A 22,569-nucleotide genomic window follows, 5' to 3' on the forward strand; every position below is an offset into this window, starting at 1 on the left:
CGCAGTTGCCAGCTTTTGCTGGCAATTGCCGTTTTATGCAATGTTATGGACAGATTTCTTTTTTCTCCAATCCATCAAGTAGTATCAATTTCATTTGTTGTCTTTAAAATATAATTCAATTTCCTCAAGTAATTTATCAGGTTCCAAAGTATTGTCATTGATGATACCCAAAATATCCAATCCTTTTTCATCTATTAAATATTCCACAATAATTCTATCTCTTAGATATATTCTGGGAGTCATTGATTTAAATTCCGTTTCAACCCAAAAGTCGGAAGTGCTTTCGTATTCTTGAAATAGTTTCGACAGTTCATAATTCATATCATTTCTTACTCGACGATACGAAACATACTCCGAATAACCCTCATTTATCCAACTTGGTGTTTTCATAAATCCAAGAATTGAATGGTCTTTATACATTTGACTGTGTACACCTTCGTGGCTAATTATTTGTACTAAATTTAACCATTCAAAGTCACTTTTCCCTTTCTTTAAAATATTTTCTTTGAAATTTGGTATCCCAATGTAAATGTGTTTGTTGAATTTTGATGAAGCAATATTTTTCATTCCAAACAGTCCTATTAACCTCTCGTACAACGTGCCTTTCACAAAATACAGTTCCAACTCTAAACCTTCTTGATAAAATTGACTTTCTTTTAAATTCATTTGAACTGAATCTAATATATTTTTCACATCTTCATTAAAATTTATTTCATCATTGCTATAAATAATAAATGAGCCATATTCGATTTTCTTTCCAATAAACAGTTCTGGGAATTGCACAATAATAATTACTGATAACAATAAAATTATTAGGAGTATAAGTGATTTCTTAATCAAATTAATTTTTTGTTTTTTTTTATTTGTCCATAACGTCAGGACATGAAATCGTTTTAATGATTCATATTCGATGTTAAACGAATTTAGTTGAAATTTTTTACAAAATCAAGACTTAGTATTTTTCAAAGCCAAAAAAAGAACTGTTTTTATTTCGGGATTCATCAGATTATTCTCAGTATATTTTTGATTCACCTCAATCTCAATGCCCATATAATTAGATTTAAACTGTTTACGTAAATAGGTGGTAAAACCATCTGCTTTTCCTAAATATGGGTAGTTGTAGCGTACATTTAAATGGTTTTTTAAACCATTAAGTTTACTTTTTAATTTTTTACAAAATACTTTTTCTTTGTCTCTTTTAGAATCATAAAGCAAACCAATATCGCAGTTCCTTTTTTTATTATTTAAAATAGGAGTAAAGGAGTGAACAGAAATATGTAAAACTTCTTCTCCGTTTTCAATCCAATTATTAATGGTGTTTTCTACCTGATTTCGATAGCATAAATAATAAGATGTAATTAATGCTTCTTTGTCTTTTTTAGAAATATTTTTCGTGAATTCTGAGAATAAATTTTTATGATGTAAAGACCTATTGAGTTCAATAAGTAATCGGGTAGTTTCAGAATATTTCGAATAATCAGCAAGTGGTTTTAAAATTTTAAAAATATCTAAGGCACCTATATCAAAGCCTCGATGGGAGTTTAAAGCAGTTTCATTTGAAATGAAAAGTGGTTTGAAAATTTCAGGAATAATGTTGCCACCATGCTCGCATGTTAATATGAGTTTCATGAGATAAACATTTTGTTTTCTTCTAAACAATTTGCTAATTGAGCATAAACTTTTTTAATGTTATTTTCAGAAAAATCATCCGCTATAGCGTTTAATATTCTAGTAGAAAGTGTTCCATTTGTTATAATAGTTTCAATAGCTTGATAATGGGTTTCATTAATGTCGTTTTTAACATAACCATAAAGTGTTTTCCATATTTCTTGAACAGTTAATATTTTATTGATTCTGAAAAGATTCAAATATTCTAAGTTTTTAACAATGTAGTTTTCTCCGTCTTTAATACAGGGATTTAAAATATTATAAAGCGCTTCTTTTGTAAATGTTTTTTGTGATTTTAAAGGCTCTAATTTTTCAGAAACTAAAAGTTTTAAAACTTCAATAATTAAAACACAAATGGCAATATCTGCCTTTGGGCATTCTTGTATATCTACCAATCTAATTTCAATAGCATTTCTATCAAAACGAGCAATTGCACCTCGAGAGTTTAAAAAATAATGATCTAAAATATGTTCTGTATCATGTGGTTTTATGGCTTTATTTATTGGCTCAAATATTTGAGTTTGATACCTTTTTTTTGAAAACACTTGCTCAGGAATAACCAATCCTGTCATTTCAGGAATTTCTTTTTGATTGGTTTTGTAATACTCTAATCTGGTGTCTTTAAAGCCTGTATTTTTACCTTCTAAAATTGGTGAGCTTGCACATAAACCAGGAATTAAAGGTAAAATTAAACGAATCGCAGCATGTAATTTTTCAAACTCGTTATCATCATAAAATGGTAAATTTATATGAGTGCTTTGAACATTGCTCCAACCATGACCCTTACAATTAAATATTCTATTATATAAAGCATAAACCTCACTATAACTGTGCTTCCAAAGTTGCGTATCTGTTAAAGGATTCATTAACGGATGTGCCGCTGTTGGCAATAAATATGTGTTTAATGACTTTAATAAAGAATTTATTTCGATAATATTTTTATGAAATGCCTCTGAAAGATTATCTAAGTCTGCAGTAGGACCATTTGTTTTTAATTCAATAACATGGGCCACTAACTCATTACTCCATGCGATAGCGCCATTTTCAATATCCGAGGTTAATTCACCGTTTTTTAAGGTAAGTAGAGTGTCAGCCACTGGGGCTACTTTAAAATTTTGATTATTAACAAGCATGTATTCTAGTTCGATGCCAAAAACCTCAAATAGATGATATTTTTTACCCATTTTAATCGAGTCTGTTTTTTAATGCTGTTAAAACTTTTGTGTATACCAAATCACCATAAAAACCATCTTCAACTCCAAAATCAATATTGGGATTGTCGTTAATTTCTATTACCATAGGTATGTTATTCACTACTTTTATATCAATACCCAATAGGCCATCTCCAATAAGTTTAGCAGATTTTAAAGCCATTTTTAGTACCTTTCTAGGCACATCCTCTATTGGTAAACAGTCTGCCTCACCATCTTGATCATTTTTATTTTCTGCTTTCCAGTTATAAATTTGCCAATGTCCTTTAGCCATATAATATTTACAGGCAAAAAAGGCTTCTCCATCTATAATACCTATGCGCCAATCATAATCTGACGGACAAAACTCTTGAGCTATGATGAGATCGGATTCTTTTAGCATGCTGCTTGCTAAATCGTAAAATTCCTCTGAAGTTTTAGCTTTTTTAACGCCAAAAGAAAATGTGGAATCTGGCGCTTTTAATACACATGGTAAACCAGTGAATGCTATAACTTCTTTTAGATTTTCTTTGTGAACAATAATAGTTTTAGGTGTATTTATGTTGGCATTTTGTAACGCCTCTGCCATATAAACTTTATTGCAGCATTTTAAAATAGCATCAGGGTAATCTACAATCGCAATGCCTTCTTGTTGTGCTTTTCTGGCAAAGGCATAGGCTTCATTGTTAACTTCGGTGCTTTGTCTAATTAATAAAGCATCAAAAGAAGATAAACGCGATAAATCTTTAGGCTCTATGATTTCAGCATAAATATTCATTTTTTCGGCAATTTCAATAAATTTTTTTAATGCTTTTGGATTGCTTGGTGGCGCAGGATCGTTTGGGTTTACTAATATGGCTAAATCAAAATCACTTTGAGTAAGTTTAGGTGTGTCGTAACGCTTTTTTGCAAAATACTCATTAGCAAATTGATGCACACTTTCTAGGTGCTCTAAAGGAATCTCTGATTCTGAAATTACTTTTATACTTTGAATGTTCCATTTAGTGCTAAAATTAAATTTAACACGTAAAAAAGGTACTTGAAAATGCTTATAAAAAAGAGTACTAACTTCTTTATATTTTTGAGCCACATTTTGACCAAAATAAATGCTTAAAATAAATTCTTGAGATTTGATATTTTTTAAACTTTTTTGAATGATATCATCAAATTCATCGGATACAATTCTGACTAATTTTAGAGTTTTTAAATCAACTATATTCCTTACAGTTGGAATTGCTAAATGTCCTCTAGCTTCTGCCAGAAGTGAAACATAATAACCTTTAGATTGATAATTATAATCTTTACAAAGGTTAAATATTCTTGCTTTTTTTAAAAGTGAAAACTTTGGGTTTGTTAGGTAATCTTGTGAGGAAATTACATTAATATTCTCAATCGAAAAATTCCATTTTTCTGGTTGATTGACAATAATATATTTTTGCATTATACGAGCATGATGCCTTTTAAGTTTTAAACAAAATTAGTGTTTTTTTGTGTTGAAAATATTTTTTCAACCTAATTTAATAATCAAAAAAATAAAGATAAAATATAAACAGAACAGAAACCCACTAAGGCTAAAATTGTAGTCATTGTAGTCCAACTTTTAAATGTTTGTTTTTCGGTAAGTCCTAAATATTTGCTCACTAGCCAAAAGCCACTATCATTAACATGAGACATGATGGAAGCTCCAGAGGCTATGGCAATTACTATGAGGGCTTTGTTTATATCAGAAATGCTATCTAAAAGTAAAGGCGCTGTTATTCCAGCAGCGGTAATCATAGCAACAGTTGCTGATCCTTGTAAAATTCTCACCAATACAGCTGCTAAAAAAGCAAACAGTAAAATGCTTATACCTTTATCTGCAAAATAATTGGCTAACATCTCACCAGTTTTTGTGTTTACTAGCATTTGTTTAAAAACACCACCTGCACCAGTTAATAAAATGATGATCCCTGCTGGAGCCATGGATGCAGTTGTTATTTTTAATAAAACATCTTTTGTGGTTTTTCTTCTAATTCCTAAAACATACCAAGCTACTATATTTGCTAGAATTAAAGCTGTAAATGGATGTCCTATCATTTTCAACCAAGACTTAACAGTTTCTGAGATTTTAAAACTTTCTAATAATGGACTGTTTAATAAGGTATTACCGACTATTAGTATTATAGGAATACCAATAATAAACAATATTAATCCAACACTAGGGTAATTTCCAGAGTCAATAGATTCTGTATTTTTTAATGGAGCTTCAATATGTATTTTTCCTGAAATGTATTTTGCAAATAGTGGTCCGCTTACAATAGCCGTAGGAATACCAACTATAAAACCAAACAAAATAACCCATCCTAAGTCTGCCTTTAAAATATCAGCTACTGCTACAGGTCCTGGTGTTGGTGGAATAAAAGCATGCGTTATGGCTAACCCTGCTAGTAATGGCATACCATAAAGTAAAAGTGATTTTTTTGTTTTACGTTGTAAGGAATAAATTAGTGGGACTAATATGATGAATGCCACATCAAAAAATACAGGAATAGCAACAAAAAAACCTGTAAGCATTAAAGCCCAAGAAGCACGTTTTTCACCAAACTTATCTAATAAATAATTTGCCAATGCCTCAGCACCTCCAGAGTGTTCTAAAACAGCACCAAACATAGCGCCAAGGCCAACTACCATTGCAACAAATCCTAATGTATTTCCCATACCTTCTTGCATGGTAGATATTATAATTTCAGGTGGCATTCCAGCAATAATCCCAACAAAAATACTAGCAATTAATAAAGCAATAAACGCTTGTATTTTTAATTTGAGTATGAGTATAAGTAATATGGCTATACCAAAAAAAACAGCAGTAATGAGTGTAAAGTCGATCATGATTTTTACCAGTTTGTATGAAAATATTGTGACGGATTTTCATCAATTTTTTGGTAAGTGTGTGCTCCAAAAAAATCGCGTTGTGCTTGTATCAAATTAGCAGGAAGCCTCTTTGTGGTCATGGAAACCCAATAATTATAAGCTGCATAAAACGCATCTAAAGATATTCTATTATCGATTCCAGATTTAAGAAGTTTTGAAACCGCATTTTCTGAAATTTTTAAAGTTTCGAAAATTGAAGTATCATCAATTAATTCAGGATTATTTTTAAATATTTCAGAAACATCATTCATAAGGTTTGATCTAATGATACAGCCGTTAGTCCAAATTCTTGATAGCTCAGAAAGATTAATGTCCCAGTTTTGTTCTGAAGAACAAACTGAAATTATCTCAAATCCTTGTTGGTGATTTATAATTCTTGCAAAGCGATAAGCTTTTTCTAAAATCTTTGTTCTTGGAATTTCAAACGTAGCTTTTTCACGTGAAATACGTACTGAAAGCTTTTTTCTTTTTTCTTTAAAAGCGGAAAGGTAGCGGGCAAAAACTGCTGAAGTCATTATGGTAGCAGGTATACCAATATCTAATGCTAATTTACTAGACCAACTTCCGGTGCCTTTATTTCCTGCTTTATCTAAAATGGTGTCAATAATATAGTTTCCTGCTTCTTTTTTGATTAGAATTTTAGATGTGATTTCAAGTAAATAGCTAGATAAATCACTTTTATTCCAACTAGAAAATATTGCAGAAATGGATTCGTTTGTCATTGAAATAGACATCATTGCATACATTTCAGCTAATAGTTGCATTTCGGCATATTCAATACCATTATGAATCATTTTAACAAAATGACCAGCACCATCTTTCCCTACAAACGTACAGCAAGGTTTGTTGTTAGCATCTTTTGCGGCTATAGTTTCTAGAACTGGAGCTACTAATTTATAACTAGAATTATTCCCTCCTGGCATCATTGATGGGCCTTTTCTGACACCTTCTTCGCCTCCTGAAATACCACACCCAATGAATTGTATATTCTTTTTTTGAAGTGCATCATATCTTTTTTTTGTGTCTAAAAAATATGAATTTCCACCATCAATAATAATATCTTCACTATCTAGAAAATCGGTAAGTTGATTAATAACATAATCAACAACACTTCCAGCCTTTACCATCATCAAGATTTTTCTTGGCTTTTCAAGTGAAGCTACAAATTTTTCAATCGAATGATATCCTAAAATATTTTTAAAGCTTGAATTCTCATTTAAAAAATTGGTTACAAAATTAGCTTCATCACCCTCATTTCTATTGTATACTGAAACTTTGAAGCCTTTTTCAGCAATATTTAAGCTGAGGTTTTTTCCCATGACACCTAAACCAATAACTCCAAATTCAGATTTACGCATTTAAATTTAATTTTGAAGTAATAATTGAAACGATTTCTTTTGCGGGTTTTTCAACTGAAATATGCAAACCGTATTGAGGAATTTCTAGGGCTTCAAATTGAGATTTTAATAAGGCAGCCTTCATAAAATGAGAATTTCTTTTTTCTAGTCGATCAGTTATAATTTCAAATGAACCATATAAATATACCCAGTTTATTTTGTCAACTTTAGAACTTAAAATTTCCCTATGTTTTTCACTCAAAGCAGAGCAAGCTAAAATAGCGCCGCCTTCAGATTGCCATTCTTTAATATAATTTGATAAAGATTTTAACCAAGGTAATCTGTCTGTGTCATTTAAAGCCTTATTGTTTTTCATTTTTTCAATATTGATTTCTGAATGAAATTCATCAGCATCATAAAAGGGTAAGTTTAGTTTCTTTGATAATAATTTACCAATAGTCGTTTTTCCACAGCCACTTATACCCATTATTATAATCATTATTGACTAATTTAGTAGCATTTGAATTGGTATAAAATAAGATGAATTCCTACAACTCAAAATCATTATTATTAACTAAGAAGATGGCGTTAACCAAGAATAGTTTTCCGTTTTCCCAAAAACTTCTGTACATGACATCATCAACCATATAAATTATACTTCCATTACCTAAGCGCTCTTCTCCAAAAACCAATGTATTTTTTAGTTCTTTTAAAGCTTCACTTCCAGCAAATCCAGATGCTTTTATTGGATTGTTATTTAAATAAGAAATATTATAATTATTACCATCTAATAACTTATAAGCACTACTTCCTAATTTAAAAGTAAAATAGGTTTCTGAGTATCCAAATGCCATAGGATGCGTAGCATCAACTTTAGTTTTGAAAATAGCTCCTGATATTTGTGATTTAATTGATTCACGCTCTCTATCAGCATATGAAATTAGATTTGCTGAATCTTTTTCTTTTTCATCTACTACTTTGGCAGTTTTTAATTGAAACCCTTTTTTGTTTGCAAATGCTCTTATGGCATTACCAATAGCTATAACTTTACCCCCTTTTTTAACCCACTCTTGAATTTTTTCTAAACTTTTTTCATTTAAAATCGAATAGTAGCCATTAGGCAGTATGAGTACACTGTATTTATTTAAATCTAAATAACTGAAATTTTCGGTGTTAATAGAGGTTACTGGATAATGTAGCTGTTCTTCGAAAAAATGCCACAATGCACCATAGCTTCCAGAAGATGTGCCTTCGCCAGATAGCATGGCTATTTTTTGTTTATTAACTAGCTTAATATCTGGTGAACCAAAATCTGGTCCGGTTGTTGAAAAACCAGATTGAATGGGGTTTAATAAACGATTAAATTTATTGGCAGTATCAGATATTAACTTGTCAAAATCAACAATTTTTTTATTATCACCTCTAACTATAATTAAAGAACCTCTATCAAATGATTTACCTTCTGTTTTTAAAGGTTTTTCAGTAAAACGAACTTTTATATTTTGTTTTAATAAGTCTGCCAAAAATTCTGCATCTTTTAAATGGTTCCATTTCACTATATAACCAGTAGCTGTTTTGCTTATTTCGTTATTTAAGCGAGGTTCTTTAGCTTTGCTTGAGGGTACTAACTTTTCACTAGCTATAGTTTTTAAACCATAAGCATAAGGAATGCTCCACGCGGTATTATCATAGGTAACAGAATCGGCTAACTTAGTTTGTGGTTCAAAAAGTGCTTTTACCATTTTCCCTTTAGGTTGATTAGTGCTTACTACAATATCTGAATTTGTAGTTTTCATAATTCCATTAGCCATGTTTGTATATTCATAGCCATTAATACTTCCTGATGATGGATTCCCGTATTTTATGTCGTGTTTATCTAAAAAACGTTTTAAAGCTTCAATTTTATCAGGGTTTCCTTGCATCACATAGCTCTTATATTTTAGGTTTGAATTATTAAAGAATTTTTTAAATTCACTATTAATTTTTTCAGCATTTTTTGAGGCCATTTCAATAGTAGATATACCTGTAGTAGTATGATGTGCTATTCTGTCAACTAAAGTCAATTCGTTGCCTTCATCATTTAAAACTCCTAATCCACCTCTCCCATGTCCTGCTTGTTCATAGGTCATTCCAATTGCTCCTAAGTATGTTGGATAGGTATCTCCATAACTTGGATAAAGTAAATCAAAACGTTCTCTGGTAAAATAAAGCCAACCTGCTTCATCAAAATATTTTGAATGATTTTTACCAATTTGAGTTTGAAAATCGCGCTGCCAATCTGAAATTATTTCATGAAAAGGTTCAGCTGCAGGGGCAAAATAATAAGGCTCATTAATGCCTTGTTCATGGAAATCTACATGAATATGTGGTAACCATTTATTATATATTTTTAAACGTGAAACTGTTTCTATTTGAGTGCCCCAAGCCCAATCTCTATTTAAATCAAATAAATAATGATTAGGTCTTCCTCCTGGCCAAGGTTCATTATGCTCACTTGATTGTGGATCAATATCATAAGGTTTGCTAGCGGTTTCATTAAACCAGTTTGCATAGCGATCGCGCCCATCTGGGTTAATACAAGGGTCCAATATTATTAATGTGTTACTTAACCAAGCCTGTTTTTCAGTTAAAACTCTATAAAGGGTATTCATGGAAGCTTCAGTACTAGAGGCTTCGTTACCATGTACATTATAACTTAGCCATACAATTGCCGTATTGTTATTGGCAGATTCACCATTTAAAATCCCCGTATTTTTTAAATTATTTTCTCTTATAGTTTCAAGATTTGCTATGTTTTCTTTTGAACTTATGTAAGCGACATAAAGAGGTCTTCTTTCATTAGTCTCACCATATTTTTCTAATTTGATTTGATCAGGCAGTTGTTCAGATACATATTTGAAATAATCTACTACTTGATGGTGTCTCGAAAATTGAGTACCTAAATCATATCCCAAAAATTCTGATGGGGATTTAATACTTTGCGAATGCATGCTTATAGAAGCAAAAAAAATAGTTATTAAAAATAAATGTAGTTTCATATAAAGTTTTTATTGATTAGCTAAGTTAATTAATTTATAAAACAATAAATAAAAAAAATCCCGATAGGTTTCTATTGGGATTTTTTTTATTTTCTATGTTGTTTGTAATAATATAAAATTCAATTTATTCCACCAAAACCCAATCACCTTTAGCTAATAATGGCTCAGCTTGTTTGTATTTTAAAGTTTTATTTTCACCATTTATCACATGTTTAATAGTAACATGATCGTTACGCCCAATTTTTGGTCGGTCTCTAACAATGGTTTCAATAACTTCTTGTTGACGTTGTGTGTTTCCAGCGGCTCTATTTTGAGCAGAACGTTCATCTAAATTTGGAATTTCGTCTTTTTGTATTTTCAGATTTTCTTTTCTTCGTACCTGTTTCGCTTCTTGAATTGTGTCTTGAGTTTCTTGTGGTAATTCTCCTTTAAATAAGAAAGAAATAACCTCTTTATTCACTTGATCAATCATAGATTTAAACAACTCAAAAGCCTCAAATTTATAAATTAATAAAGGGTCTTTTTGTTCATGAACAGCTAGTTGTACAGATTGTTTTAACTCATCCATTTTACGTAAATGCGTTTTCCACGCATCGTCAATAATAGCTAAAGTGATATTCTTTTCGAAATCTGTAACGAGTTGTTTTCCTTTGGTTTCATAAGCTTTTTCAAGATCTGTAACAACGTTTAAGCTTTTTACGCCGTCTGTAAAAGGAACAACAATACGTTTAAATTTATCACGTTGTGTTTCATAAACATTTTTAATAACAGGAAAAGCAATATCAGCATTACGTTCCATTTTTGCTCTGTAGTGATCAAACGTAGCTTTATATATTTTTGATGTAATTTCTTGAGCTGAAAGTTTTCCAAATTCATCTTCAGTAATTGGAGAGCTCATTGAGAAATAACGAATTAATTCGAACTCGAAATTTTTGTAATCGTTTGCTCCTTTATTAGTTTCACAAATACCTTCAGTAGTATCAAAAATCATATTAGCCAAATCGACACGTAAACGTTCTCCGTGTAAAGCATGACGACGACGTTTGTAAACTACCTCACGCTGAGCATTCATTACATCATCATATTCTAACAAACGCTTTCTGACTCCAAAGTTATTTTCTTCAACTTTTTTCTGAGCACGTTCAATAGATTTAGATATCATAGAATGTTGAATTACTTCACCTTCCTTTAATCCCATTCTATCCATCATTTTAGCGATGCGTTCACTACCAAATAAACGCATTAAATTATCTTCGAGGGATACGTAGAATTGCGAACTTCCAGGATCTCCCTGACGACCAGCACGACCACGTAACTGTCTGTCTACACGACGAGAGTCGTGACGCTCTGTACCTACGATGGCTAAACCGCCAGCTTTTTTAACTTCATCTGATAATTTAATGTCTGTACCACGACCTGCCATGTTGGTAGCTATGGTAACCTGTCCAGACTTACCCGCTTGATCAACAATTTCAGCTTCTTTTTTATGTTGTTTGGCATTTAAAACATTATGAGGTATCTTTCTGATACTTAACATTTTACCAAGTAACTCAGAAATTTCAACCGATGTTGTACCTATTAAAACGGGTCTGCCTGCTTCAGCTAGTTGTGTTACATCGTCAATAACTGCATTGTATTTTTCTCTTTTAGTTTTGTAAACTAAATCTTCTTTGTCTTGACGTGCAATGGGTCTGTTTGTTGGAATTTCTACAACATCTAATTTATAGATTTCCCAAAACTCACCAGCTTCTGTTACAGCAGTACCAGTCATACCAGAAAGTTTACGGTACATTCTAAAATAATTTTGAAGTGTTACTGTTGCAAAAGTTTGGGTAGCATCTTCAATTTTTACATTCTCTTTAGCTTCAATGGCTTGATGCAAACCGTCAGAATATCTTCGGCCTTCCATGATACGACCAGTTTGTTCATCAACTATCATTACTTTGTTTTCCATCACCACATATTGTGTGTCTTTTTCAAATAAAGCATAAGCTTTTAAAAGTTGATTTAGCGTATGGATACGTTCAGATTTTACTCCAAATTCTTTAAATAAATTTTCTTTAAGATTTGCTTCTTTTTCAGGTGATAAATTTTGCTCCTCGATTTTAGCAATTTCAATGCCTATTTCAGGTAGGATGAAAAAGTCAGGATTGTCTTTACCAGAGATATATTCTACACCTTTATCTGTAAGTTCTATTTGATTGTTTTTCTCTTCAATAACATAATATAATTCCTCGTCAACCTTAGGCATTTCGCGGTTGTTGTCTTGCATATAAAAGTTTTCAGTTTTTTGAAGTAATTGTTTTACACCCTCTTCACTTAAAAACTTAATTAATGCTTTATTTTTTGGCATACCACGATACACACGCAGTAATTGGAAACCACCTTCTTTGCTATCACCAGCAGTAATTAATTTTTTAGCTTCAGCTAAAACGCCAGTTAAATATTTACGCTGTACGGCTACAATATCATCAACTTTAGGTTTTAACTCGGTAAACTCGTGTCTGTCTCCTTGCGGGATGGGACCAGAAATGATTAAAGGCGTACGCGCATCATCCACTAAAACCGAATCTACTTCATCCACAATCGCATAATGATGAGGTCGTTGTACTAAATCATCAGGTGCATGTGACATGTTATCGCGCAAATAATCAAAACCAAATTCATTATTCGTTCCATAAGTAATGTCAGCATTGTATGCTTTTTTACGAGCAGCAGAGTTTGGTTGATGGTAATCAATACAATCCACACTCAAACCATGAAATTCAAAAATAGGTGCCATCCACGCGCTATCACGTTTTGCAAGATAATCGTTAACGGTAACTAAATGTACACCTTTACCAGCTAAAGCATTTAAATAAACAGGTAATGTAGCTACAAGCGTTTTACCTTCACCAGTTTGCATTTCGGCAATTTTACCCTGATGCATGGCAATACCACCAATAAGTTGTACATCATAGTGCACCATATCCCACGTAATTGGTTTTCCAGCAGCATCCCAAGAGTTTGCCCAAATAGCTTTATCGCCTTCTAATGCTATGTAATCTTTATCACCAGATAAACTTCTGTCAAATTCGTTAGCAGTAACAGTTATAGTTGTATTTTTTACAAATCGTTTTGCAGTTTCTTTAACCACAGCGAAGGCTTCTGGTAAAATATCGTTTAAAACATCTTCTGTAATTTTATAAGCATCATCTTTTAATTTATCAACTTGCTCATAGATATCTTCTCGTTTATCAATATCTTCCGTATTTTCAGCCTCTTCTAATAATTCAATCATTTGTGCATTTACAGAAGCATTCGCTTCAGCAATTTTAGCTTTAAACTCAGCAGTTTTAGCTCTAAGTTCATCGTGCGATAAAGCTTCTAAGCCTTTTTCAAATGTTTTAATTTTATCTACTAAGGGCGTAATGGCTTTTACATCTTGTTTAGATTTATCGCCAACAAATATTTTTAGTACAGAATTTAAAAAACTCATGTTTATATGTTTTATGGTTGCCCTATTTTTTATAATGAGCAACACGTGTTTGTGTATTATGTTTTTATTGTATCTAGAATAGCATTCAAAGATACATTTTAGAACAAAAAAAAAGCCTCAAATCGAGACTTTTTTAACTATTCTTTATGCAATATTATTAATATTCATCTTCATTCCAAAGATAATCTTCATCTGTTGGGTAATCCGACCAGATTTCCTCAATCGAATCATACGAATCACCTTCGTCTTCTATCGATTGTAAATTTTCAACAACCTCCAAAGGTGCTCCCGTTCTAATAGCGTAATCTATTAATTCGTCTTTTGATGCAGGCCATGGCGCATCGCTTAAATATGATGCTAATTCTAAAGTCCAATACATTTCTTGTGCGTTATTTTTTTTGCAAAAATAAATTTTTAGTTTAAACAAACAAGGAAAAAATGAAATATTTAATCATTAATTTTAAGAACGTATTCTTTTGTGTTTTAAACAGTTGAAATTTATTATAGCTTAGGTTAATATTTATGCAATTATTATTTGGGCGTTTCCTTTCAGGTCGGGCTTTTCGCGCTACACGGTAGCTCGCTTCAATCCCTAACGCGTAAATGTTTATAAAACCTACTTTTTCTCAGGAATCCACTTAATTTCATTTGCTTGCAATTCAACAGACAACTTTCGTGCCAACACAAAAAGATAGTCCGAAAGCCGATTTAAATACGTTAAAGCATGTGCTTCAAAAGGTTCTAAATCATTGAGTGCAGAAGCTAAACGTTCCGCTCTGCGGCATACACAACGCGCAATATGACAGAATGACACCGATTGATGACCGCCAGGTAACACAAAATGTGTCATAGGCGGTAAGGCTTCATTCATCAAATCCATTTCATTTTCTAGAAGTTCGATATCTGCAGCTGAAATTTTTTCAATATTCAAACGCTCCTTACCATTTTTTAAAACAGCCTTTTCAGGATCGGTAGCTAAAATAGCACCTACAATAAAGAGTTTGTTTTGAATATCAATAATGACATCTTTGTATTTCTGATTAATATCTTGGTCGCGAATTAAACCCATATGCGAGTTTAACTCATCAACGGTACCATAACTTTCTATTCGAATGTGGTGTTTAGGTACACGTGTGCCACCAAATAATGCTGTGGTGCCTTTATCTCCTGTTTTAGTGTAAATCTTCATACTGTAAATTTAAAAAACTTAAAATTAAAACTTAAATCTTTTTACTACGAATCGCATTCCAGATAAATAATTAAACTCGAACCTTAAAATGCTCTTTAGCTTGTTCTTTTCTAAAAAACACAAATCCCCAAAAAAAGGTATCAATGGTAACCATTACTTTAGGATGTTGTTTGATAGTTTCCCAAGCTTCTGTCATGCCTTTACTCCAATAAATGTCATCAAAAATAAATACAGAATCGTTGTGTGTGCTTTTTAAAAGTGTCTCAAAATAATTTAGTGTAGCTTCTTTTTGGTGATTTCCATCAAAAAAAATAAAGTCATAACTTTCTGTATTAAGCTTTTCAATTTCATTATTAAAATTGCCTGCTATGAGTTTGATGTTTTTTAAGTTGTATTTTTTTAATTTTTCAGATGTAAATTCAGAAATATTTTGGCAGCCTTCTACAGTAGTTATTTTAGATTTTGGATTTCCTAAACTTATTGCTTGTGTTGCAATACCTAGGGAAGTGCCTAATTCTAAAACAGTTTCAGGTTTAAAATAATTTGAAAGGCGGTATATAAGTTTAGCTCTTTTAATGGTAGTCCCAGCATTTTTTGCGATTCCAGAAATTGTTCTGGTTGCCTGTTTCATTATTTGGGAGCCTACGCCTAAATCTGTTATTTTTATTTTATCTTTATTTTTTAGAAGTGATTTTTTGTAATCTGTTATTGATAAATATGCTTGGTATTTTGTTTTATCATAAAAACATTTAGTAATCAAATCAAATACAAAAGGGGAATGCACACCATGCTGATTTGTAGATTTAATTAAGAATTTTACGTAACAAATTAACTGATACCACATAATCTTATTTAATCAATCAATTTTTCTTGTAATTCCATCCAGCGAAATTCTTTTGTTTCAATATCATTAATAATTTTTTGCAACGCATCTGAAAGTTTATTTATTTCTTCAGTTGATAAATCTGGATTGTTAAACTTAGCTTCCAACTCTTTTTTGTCAAAAGTTAAGGAATTGAGTTTGCTTTCAATATTTTTAAGTTCTTTCTCTTCATTAAAAGAAAGCTTGTTTATTGCTTTTTGTTTCCAAGATTTTGTGTCTTTTTTATCTTCAGAAGTATTTGAAATTACAGGTTGGCTATCTTCATAAACTCTGTAATCAGTATAATTACCTGGAAAATCTTCAATGACTCCATCTCCTTTAAAAACTAAAAGATGGTCTACTACTTTATCCATAAAATAGCGGTCGTGTGAGACTACTATGATACAACCAGGAAAATCTAATAAGAAACTTTCAAGTACATTAAGCGTTACAATATCCAGATCGTTTGTTGGCTCATCTAGAATTAAAAAATTAGGATTCTGAATTAAAACGGTGCACAAATATAAACGCTTACGCTCACCACCACTCAGTTTTTCAACAAAATCATATTGCTTTTTTCTGCTAAACAAAAAGCGTTCTAATAGTTGTTGAGCACTTATTTGACGTCCTTTTTTAAGTGGAATGTAATCACCAAATTCTCGAATAACATCAATAACTTTTTGTTCTGGTTTTATAGTGATTCCGTTTTGAGTATAATAGCCAAATTTAATAGTGTCTCCTTTTATAACTTTCCCAGAATCAGGTTTAGATGTTTCTGTAAGGATGTTTAAAAACGTAGTTTTTCCCGTGCCATTTTTTCCAATAATACCTACACGTTCACCTTTCTGAAACATATAATTAAAGCCATCTAATATGGTTTTTTCTTTAAAAGATTTAGATACTTTATGAAACTCTAAAATTTTACTACCTAAACGTTCCATATTAAGTTCTAACTGAACTTCATGGTCGTTTCTGCGTTGGTGCGCCCTATGTTTTATATCAGCAAAATCATCAATTCTAGATTTCGATTTAGTGGTTCTTGCTTTAGGTTGCCTGCGCATCCAATCAAGTTCCTTTTTAAAAAGTTGTTTGGCTTTACCAGTTTCAACAGCTTCTTGTTCAATACGTGCTTCGCGTTTTTCAAGATAATAAGAGTAGTTGCCTTTGTAGCTATAAAGTTGTCCCTCGTCAAGTTCTATAATTTCATTACAAACTCGTTCTAAAAAATAGCGGTCGTGAGTAACCATAAATAAGGTTATATTTTCTTTTGCAAAAAAGGCTTCTAACCATTCAATCATTTCTAAATCTAAATGGTTGGTTGGCTCATCTAAAATTAGTAAATCTGGTTTATTAATTAAGGCATTTGCTAGGGCTAAACGCTTTTTTTGTCCGCCAGAAAGGACACTTATTTTTTGGTTTAAATCTTCAAGTTTTAATTTGAAAAGTATTTGTTTGTAAAGTGTTTCAAAATCCCAAGCTTGATAACGCTCCATAGCTTCGAAAGCTTTTTGGTAAGCATCAGAATCATCTGGATTTAAAAGCGCTTTTTCATAATTAGAAATTACTTTTAAAATGGGGTTATCACTTGCAAATATGGTTTGCTCAATGGTTAGTTCCTTATCAAATTTAGGGTCTTGTGATAAAAAAGAAACCTTCACGTCTTTTCTGTAAATTACATTTCCAGAGTCTGCTTGGTCATCACCCGAAAGTATATTTAAAATGGACGTTTTTCCTGTGCCATTTTTGGCAACAAAAGCTATTTTTTGATCTTTATGGACGCTAAAAGATAAATTCTCAAAAAGGGTTAATTCTCCGTAAGATTTTGATATGTTTTCTACTGTTAAGTAATTCAAAGTATATTTTTTGTGCAAATAACGGATAAAAAACTAAAAATCCAGTGATATGTTTTATTGTTCAAGGTGAAAACTTATATTTGTAATGAAAGTATATTAATGCGTTTAAATGATTATAATTAAGCTATAAATGTTATTAAATGATTGAAAAAAAAATATTATTTGGTTGTTTAATTTTATTTGTTCTGTTTTCTTCATGTATAACCAATAAAGACTTGGTTTATCTTCAAGATAAAGAGGGGCATACTGATGAGGCTCTTATAGTTAATCAATTACCAAAACCTTATAGGGTTCAAGTAAACGATATATTGAGTATTAATGTTAAGGCTTTAGATGAAGAATTAGTAGGGATGTTTAACCCAGTTGGAGGTGCTAATGGTGGTGCTCAAAATCAAGCGGGAGGATTGTATTTTAGTGGATTTACAGTAGATTTACATGGTAATATTGAGTTTCCTATTTTAGGAAAAATTAATGTCTTAGGCTTTACAATTGCTGAAATTAAGGATAAAGTAGAAAGTGCGCTTTTAAAACAGTACTTTAAAGAAACTGCAGAGATTTTTGTCACAGTAAAATTGTCTGGATTACGATATACGGTTACTGGAGAAGCTGGTGCAGGTGTTTATACCTTATTACAAGATCGGGTTAATATTATTGAGGCTTTAGCAAATGCAGGTGATTTACCTACCACTGCTGACAGGAGAGATATCTTAATAATCAGACAATATCCAGACGGACAAAAAATCCATCATATTGATTTAACAGATATCAAAGCTATGCAATCGCCTTTTTATTTCATACAACCAAATGATATCATTTTAGTAAAACCTTTAAAACGTAAAGCTATTGGTGCAGGACAAACATGGCTTTCTAATTTAACAACAGTAGCTTCAATTATGTCTGTGTTAGTATCAATGTATTTTTTAACAAGAAACTTATAATACGCACAAAGTATGGAAGAGGAATTTGATGTTTCAGAATCAACATCAGTATCAGCATTTGATATCAAAGCTTTTATTATTAGAGTTTTAAGTTATTGGAAAATTTTTATCTTATTTATTGGGTTGGGCATATTTATAGTTTACCAGCAAAATATTAGGAAACAACAATCATACAGGTTAGGTACTCAAATTTCTATTGAAGAAGCTTCAAATCCTTTATTTACATCAACAACCAGTTTAACATTTAATTGGGGTGGTGTATCTGGTAAAGTACAAACAATTATCAATTCGTTAAGGTCACGTTCCATTCATGAGGAAGTTGTTGATAATTTAGAGTTTTATATAACTTATTTAAAGCAAGCTCGATTTAGAAAAGATGATGTATATGGTTATGTGCCTTTTAACGTTGTTTTAGAATCGAATACAAGTCAGTTGTTAAACATACCCATACGTATTACGTTTCTTGAAAATAATACATTTGAGATTTATATTAATTTTGAAACAAATACGGTTACAACTCAAAATTACGATGATAAAAGTAAGGCTTTTTTAGATGTGCCAACAGGAGAGTTTAAGCAACAGTTTGCTATTGGAGCACCTGTAAATCTACCTTATATTAATGGGGTTTTATCTATAAAAGAAGATAGAAAAGTGCTTCCTGGCGAAACGTTTTTTATAGAGTTTCTAGACTTTGATGCTGTAGTTGCATCATACAGAAGTAAATTAAGTATAGATAATCCAAAAAACTCCGCCATATTAAATCTCAATATGGTGGATGTTAATAAGGCTAAAATAGTTGACTATTTAAATGAAACGGTAGCTGTTTTAAGTAAAGATCAATTAGATAGAAAAAATCAATTTGTCACCAATACCATTAAATTTATTGATGAGCAATTAGATCGTGTAAAATCTCAATTAACTCTCAATGCAGATTCTTTAAATCGTTATAAGCAGAAGAATAGGATATTTAATTTGAATGATGAAAGCGCTGCAATAAACACGAAACTCATTTCTTTAGAATTAGAAAAAGATACCAACAACAAAAAACTAGCCTATTATGCAAGTTTAAAAAAGTATTTAGAAACTAGTGATAGCTTTACAGAAGTTCCTGCGCCTGCAGTTGTTGGTATTGAAGATGGTAATATCGTATCCAACATTGGTAAAATAAATAGTTTATCTGTTCAGAAATCAAAATATGGTTCTACAGTCCGAAAGGATGCTACTATTTTTGCAGATTTAGACAGACAGATAGATGGTTTAAAAATGGTGCTTTTAGAAAACATAAGCTCAGCTACCAGTGAGATTAGAAGGGAGTCTGAATTGGTTAATAAAAAAATAGCCGAAGAAGAGGTTAAAATAGGGAAGTTGCCCAAAGCACAACAAAAATTGTTTGATATTCAACGGCAATACTCGTTAAGTGAGCAAACCTATAATGTTTTTTTAGCTAAACGTGGTGAAGCTGATATAATAAAATCGGCCAGTGTATCCGATATTTTAATAATTGATAAAGCAAAAGATACTGGAGCCATTCCAATAGATTTAAAGTTAAGCTCTCGCTATTTATTTGCTGTTTTAGGCGGGTTATTACCTCCCTTAATTTTTGCCTTTTTATTTACTTTTTTTGATGATAAAATACACAATCCAAAAGCGTTAGATAGCTTATCTAAAATTCCACTTTTGGCCGTTGTAGGAAAGTCTGATATTGCTAGTAATTTGATAGTGCATCTAAAACCTAAATCTACTGTAGCAGAGTCTTTTAGAGCCATTCGTGCTAGTTTGCAGTTTTTTTACAGGAAAAATAACTTAAGAGATGATAAAGATGTTTTACCTTCAAATTATTATGGCGGTTCTAAAGCGATAATGGTAACTTCATCAGTTAGTGGCGAAGGAAAAACATTTTGTTCCATAAATATAGCCACTGTTTTTGCGATGTCTGGAAAAAAGACAATTTTGGTAGGATTAGATTTAAGAAAGCCTAAAATATTTGGTGATTTTGATATAAAAAATGATATTGGAGTTGTTAATTATTTAATCGGAGAAAAATCATATAAAGAGGTTATTCAACAAACAAAAGTGCCTAATTTAGACGTTATTACCTCTGGGCCAATTCCCCCAAACCCCGCAGAATTAATTGTGGCAGCTAATATGAAAGCTTTTATTGATAATTTAAAAAAATCGTACGACTATATTATTTTAGATACACCACCCATAGCATTGGTAGCCGATGCCTTAGAATTAACGCAATATGCTGATGCTACAATTTATGTGATTAGACAAGACTATACCAAAAAAGGGATGATAAGTGTTGTTAACGATAAATATAACAAAGGAGAAATCACTAATTTAAGCTTTGTTTATAATGATTATAATCAAAAAGGAAAATATGGATATGGATATGGATATGGATATGGATATGGATATGGTTATGGAAGTTATGGCTATGGGTATAATGATGACAAAGAGCCAAAGAGTCTAACCATAACATCAAAAATAAAAGCCTTTTTTAAGTTATTTAATAAATAAAATTAATTCGCATCATAAAATAAAACAAACAAAATTGAGTATTAAAAACACTAAAGAAACTTGGCTTTTTAGCATATCGCCAAACAATAAATTTTTTTCAATAAATTTTAATGAAATTTGGCAGTATCGCGATTTGTGGCTTTCAAAATTATTGATAGCAAAAAAATGTTTAGAACATGCAACTAGAAACTAGAGTTTATCAAAAAGAAAACAATTTAAAAATAGGTAAGCTACTACGCGCTAGTATTACTGATATGTTTAGGTCGCATTTTTTAGCCCAACAATTAGCTGTTCGCGATATAAAAAGTCAATACCGCGAATCTTTTTTGGGTATTTTATGGCTGTTTATTACACCTTTTGCAACGGCTCTGGTTTGGATTTTTCTTAATTATTCTGGTACAATAACGTTAACTGAAACAGGCATTGCGTATCCTGTATATGCCTTTTCGGGTACTTTAATATGGTCAATCATCACAGAAGCGATAAATTCGCCTACGCAAAGCACCAATAGTTCTAAAGGCATTATTTCTAAAATTAATTTTCCTAAAGAAGCCCTTATACTTACAGGTATTTACAAGCTGTTGTTTAATAGTAGTATTAAAGTGGTTTTGTTGTTTGTATTTGTTATAGTTTACGGTACAGGCTTTCACTTAAGCCAGTTATTGTTTCCATTGGTTATTTTAGGAGCCGTATTTTTTGGCACGACTATGGGTCTATTAATAACACCAATTAGTTTATTATATAACGATATCTCGAGAATTATTAGCATGGGGCTTACTTTTTTAATGTATATAACCCCCGTAGTATACGCGTTCCCAAAGGCCGATGGCCTCATGAAAACACTAATGACCTACAATCCCTTCACACCGTTTATTTTAACCGCTAGAGATACCGTTACTGGGGTAGAGCCAGCCTTTTTGCCTTATTTATTTGGTGTTTTGCTAGTTTGTATCCCTGTTTTTTTAATAGCATTGGTGGTGTATCGTATTTCCATACCCATTATAATAGAACGCAATGGTGCTTAATATGGACAATAACGAGGTATTAGTAAAAGTAGAAGGCCTATCAAAAAAGTTTTGTAAAGACCTTAAAACTAGCTTGTGGTATGGGGTTAAAGACCTTTTTGCAGGGGTAACAGGCAGGCATAACAATGGGGCGTTACGCCCTAAAGAGTTTTGGGCGGTAAAAAACATTAATTTCGAGTTACGCCGTGGGGAATGTTTAGGCTTAATAGGCCATAATGGCGCTGGTAAATCGACCTTATTAAAAATACTTAATGGTCTCATAAACCCAGACGAAGGCAAGGTGACCATTAAAGGAAAGGTAGGCGCTTTAATTGAGTTAGGCGCGGGTTTTAACCCCATTTTAAGTGGCAGAGAAAACATTTATAATAATGGCGCGGTTTTAGGATTTACAAGAGCTGAGATTGATGCAAAATTAGAGGCCATTATAGATTTTGCAGAACTGCGTGAGTTTATCGATATGCCTGTAAGAAACTACAGTTCTGGAATGAAGGTGCGCTTAGGTTTTGCTGTAGCCGCGCAAATGGAACCGGATGTGCTTATTATTGATGAGGTTTTGGC

General features: G+C 31.7%; 17 protein-coding genes. 4 read left to right on the forward strand and 13 right to left on the reverse strand.

The annotated features are described in order from the left end of the window. Nucleotides 1-90: 90 nt before the first annotated feature. From AC1XJX_RS10700 to AC1XJX_RS10760, 13 genes are all read right to left on the reverse strand, one after another. Entirely contained in the window at nt 91-840 is a 750-nt protein-coding gene (locus AC1XJX_RS10700) for a hypothetical protein (protein WP_482003975.1), read from the reverse strand. Nucleotides 841-945: 105 nt separating this feature from the next. After that, on the reverse strand, nt 946-1,629 hold the full coding sequence (locus AC1XJX_RS10705) for an N-formylglutamate amidohydrolase (RefSeq protein WP_482003976.1): 684 nt from the start codon (nt 1,627-1,629) through the stop codon (nt 946-948). Next, entirely contained in the window at nt 1,626-2,852 is a 1,227-nt protein-coding gene (locus AC1XJX_RS10710; RefSeq protein WP_482003977.1) for a glutamate-cysteine ligase family protein, read from the reverse strand. Before AC1XJX_RS10710 ends, AC1XJX_RS10705 begins: the two co-directional genes overlap by 4 nt. A 1-nt stretch (nt 2,853) precedes the next feature. Beyond that, nucleotides 2,854-4,299 (reverse strand): RimK family protein, encoded by a 1,446-nt coding sequence (locus AC1XJX_RS10715; protein WP_482003978.1) that lies wholly within the window; start codon nt 4,297-4,299, stop codon nt 2,854-2,856. A gap of 83 nt (nt 4,300-4,382) precedes the next feature. Continuing rightward, nucleotides 4,383-5,726 (reverse strand): GntP family permease, encoded by a 1,344-nt coding sequence (locus tag AC1XJX_RS10720; RefSeq protein WP_482003979.1) that lies wholly within the window; start codon nt 5,724-5,726, stop codon nt 4,383-4,385. A gap of 5 nt (nt 5,727-5,731) precedes the next feature. Then, nucleotides 5,732-7,126 carry an NADP-dependent phosphogluconate dehydrogenase gene (gene gndA / locus AC1XJX_RS10725; RefSeq protein WP_482003980.1) on the reverse strand — a complete coding sequence of 465 codons (1,395 nt, stop codon included), beginning with the start codon at nt 7,124-7,126 and terminating at the stop codon, nt 5,732-5,734. After that, nucleotides 7,119-7,604 (reverse strand): gluconokinase, encoded by a 486-nt coding sequence (locus AC1XJX_RS10730; protein WP_482003981.1) that lies wholly within the window; start codon nt 7,602-7,604, stop codon nt 7,119-7,121. Before AC1XJX_RS10730 ends, gndA begins: the two co-directional genes overlap by 8 nt. A 49-nt stretch (nt 7,605-7,653) precedes the next feature. Further along, nucleotides 7,654-10,143 (reverse strand): M14 family metallopeptidase, encoded by a 2,490-nt coding sequence (locus AC1XJX_RS10735; protein WP_482003982.1) that lies wholly within the window; start codon nt 10,141-10,143, stop codon nt 7,654-7,656. A gap of 124 nt (nt 10,144-10,267) precedes the next feature. Continuing rightward, nucleotides 10,268-13,621, reverse strand: a complete 3,354-nt coding sequence (gene secA / locus AC1XJX_RS10740) for a preprotein translocase subunit SecA (protein WP_482003983.1) — start codon at nt 13,619-13,621, stop codon at nt 10,268-10,270. Nucleotides 13,622-13,778: 157 nt separating this feature from the next. Next, nucleotides 13,779-14,000 (reverse strand): DUF2795 domain-containing protein, encoded by a 222-nt coding sequence (locus AC1XJX_RS10745; protein WP_482003984.1) that lies wholly within the window; start codon nt 13,998-14,000, stop codon nt 13,779-13,781. 237 nt (nt 14,001-14,237) lie between these two features. Beyond that, the gene (locus AC1XJX_RS10750; RefSeq protein WP_482003985.1) at nt 14,238-14,810 is read right to left on the reverse strand and encodes a cob(I)yrinic acid a,c-diamide adenosyltransferase; all 573 of its coding nucleotides are present in this window, start codon (nt 14,808-14,810) and stop codon (nt 14,238-14,240) included. Nucleotides 14,811-14,880: 70 nt separating this feature from the next. After that, nucleotides 14,881-15,654, reverse strand: a complete 774-nt coding sequence (locus AC1XJX_RS10755) for an O-methyltransferase (RefSeq protein ID WP_482003986.1) — start codon at nt 15,652-15,654, stop codon at nt 14,881-14,883. A gap of 8 nt (nt 15,655-15,662) precedes the next feature. Continuing rightward, nucleotides 15,663-17,525 carry an ABC-F family ATP-binding cassette domain-containing protein gene (locus AC1XJX_RS10760; protein ID WP_482003987.1) on the reverse strand — a complete coding sequence of 621 codons (1,863 nt, stop codon included), beginning with the start codon at nt 17,523-17,525 and terminating at the stop codon, nt 15,663-15,665. Nucleotides 17,526-17,665: 140 nt separating this feature from the next. On the opposite strand from AC1XJX_RS10760, the gene AC1XJX_RS10765 reads away from it, so the two are divergent. The 4 genes from AC1XJX_RS10765 to AC1XJX_RS10780 all read left to right on the forward strand — a co-directional run. Then, entirely contained in the window at nt 17,666-18,463 is a 798-nt protein-coding gene (locus AC1XJX_RS10765) for a polysaccharide biosynthesis/export family protein (protein ID WP_482003988.1), read from the forward strand. Nucleotides 18,464-18,475: 12 nt separating this feature from the next. After that, on the forward strand, nt 18,476-20,986 hold the full coding sequence (locus AC1XJX_RS10770) for an exopolysaccharide transport family protein (RefSeq protein WP_482003989.1): 2,511 nt from the start codon (nt 18,476-18,478) through the stop codon (nt 20,984-20,986). 176 nt (nt 20,987-21,162) lie between these two features. Beyond that, a complete protein-coding gene (locus AC1XJX_RS10775) occupies nt 21,163-22,011 on the forward strand; it encodes an ABC transporter permease (RefSeq protein WP_482003990.1) in 849 nt (282 codons plus the stop codon). 1 nt (nt 22,012) lies between these two features. Beyond that, the coding region (locus AC1XJX_RS10780; RefSeq protein WP_482003991.1) for an ABC transporter ATP-binding protein at nt 22,013-22,569 on the forward strand (557 nt) is incomplete at its 3' end.

The sequence above is a fragment of the Flaviramulus sp. genome, assembly GCF_982512915.1.

Bases quoted from the DNA above. Each gene is read 5' to 3' on its own strand.
- AC1XJX_RS10705 (WP_482003976.1), bottom strand. From the start codon at position 1,629: ATGAAACTCATATTAACATGCGAGCATGGTGGCAACATTATTCCTGAA.
- AC1XJX_RS10710 (WP_482003977.1), bottom strand. From the start codon at position 2,852: ATGGGTAAAAAATATCATCTATTTGAGGTTTTTGGCATCGAACTAGAA.
- AC1XJX_RS10715 (WP_482003978.1), bottom strand. From the start codon at position 4,299: ATGCAAAAATATATTATTGTCAATCAACCAGAAAAATGGAATTTTTCG.
- AC1XJX_RS10720 (WP_482003979.1), bottom strand. From the start codon at position 5,726: ATGATCGACTTTACACTCATTACTGCTGTTTTTTTTGGTATAGCCATA.
- gndA (WP_482003980.1), bottom strand. From the start codon at position 7,126: ATGCGTAAATCTGAATTTGGAGTTATTGGTTTAGGTGTCATGGGAAAA.
- AC1XJX_RS10730 (WP_482003981.1), bottom strand. From the start codon at position 7,604: ATGATTATAATAATGGGTATAAGTGGCTGTGGAAAAACGACTATTGGT.
- AC1XJX_RS10735 (WP_482003982.1), bottom strand. From the start codon at position 10,143: ATGAAACTACATTTATTTTTAATAACTATTTTTTTTGCTTCTATAAGC.
- secA (WP_482003983.1), bottom strand. From the start codon at position 13,621: ATGAGTTTTTTAAATTCTGTACTAAAAATATTTGTTGGCGATAAATCT.
- AC1XJX_RS10745 (WP_482003984.1), bottom strand. From the start codon at position 14,000: ATGTATTGGACTTTAGAATTAGCATCATATTTAAGCGATGCGCCATGG.
- AC1XJX_RS10750 (WP_482003985.1), bottom strand. From the start codon at position 14,810: ATGAAGATTTACACTAAAACAGGAGATAAAGGCACCACAGCATTATTT.
- AC1XJX_RS10755 (WP_482003986.1), bottom strand. From the start codon at position 15,654: ATGTGGTATCAGTTAATTTGTTACGTAAAATTCTTAATTAAATCTACA.
- AC1XJX_RS10765 (WP_482003988.1), top strand. From the start codon at position 17,666: ATGATTGAAAAAAAAATATTATTTGGTTGTTTAATTTTATTTGTTCTG.
- AC1XJX_RS10770 (WP_482003989.1), top strand. From the start codon at position 18,476: ATGGAAGAGGAATTTGATGTTTCAGAATCAACATCAGTATCAGCATTT.
- AC1XJX_RS10775 (WP_482003990.1), top strand. From the start codon at position 21,163: ATGCAACTAGAAACTAGAGTTTATCAAAAAGAAAACAATTTAAAAATA.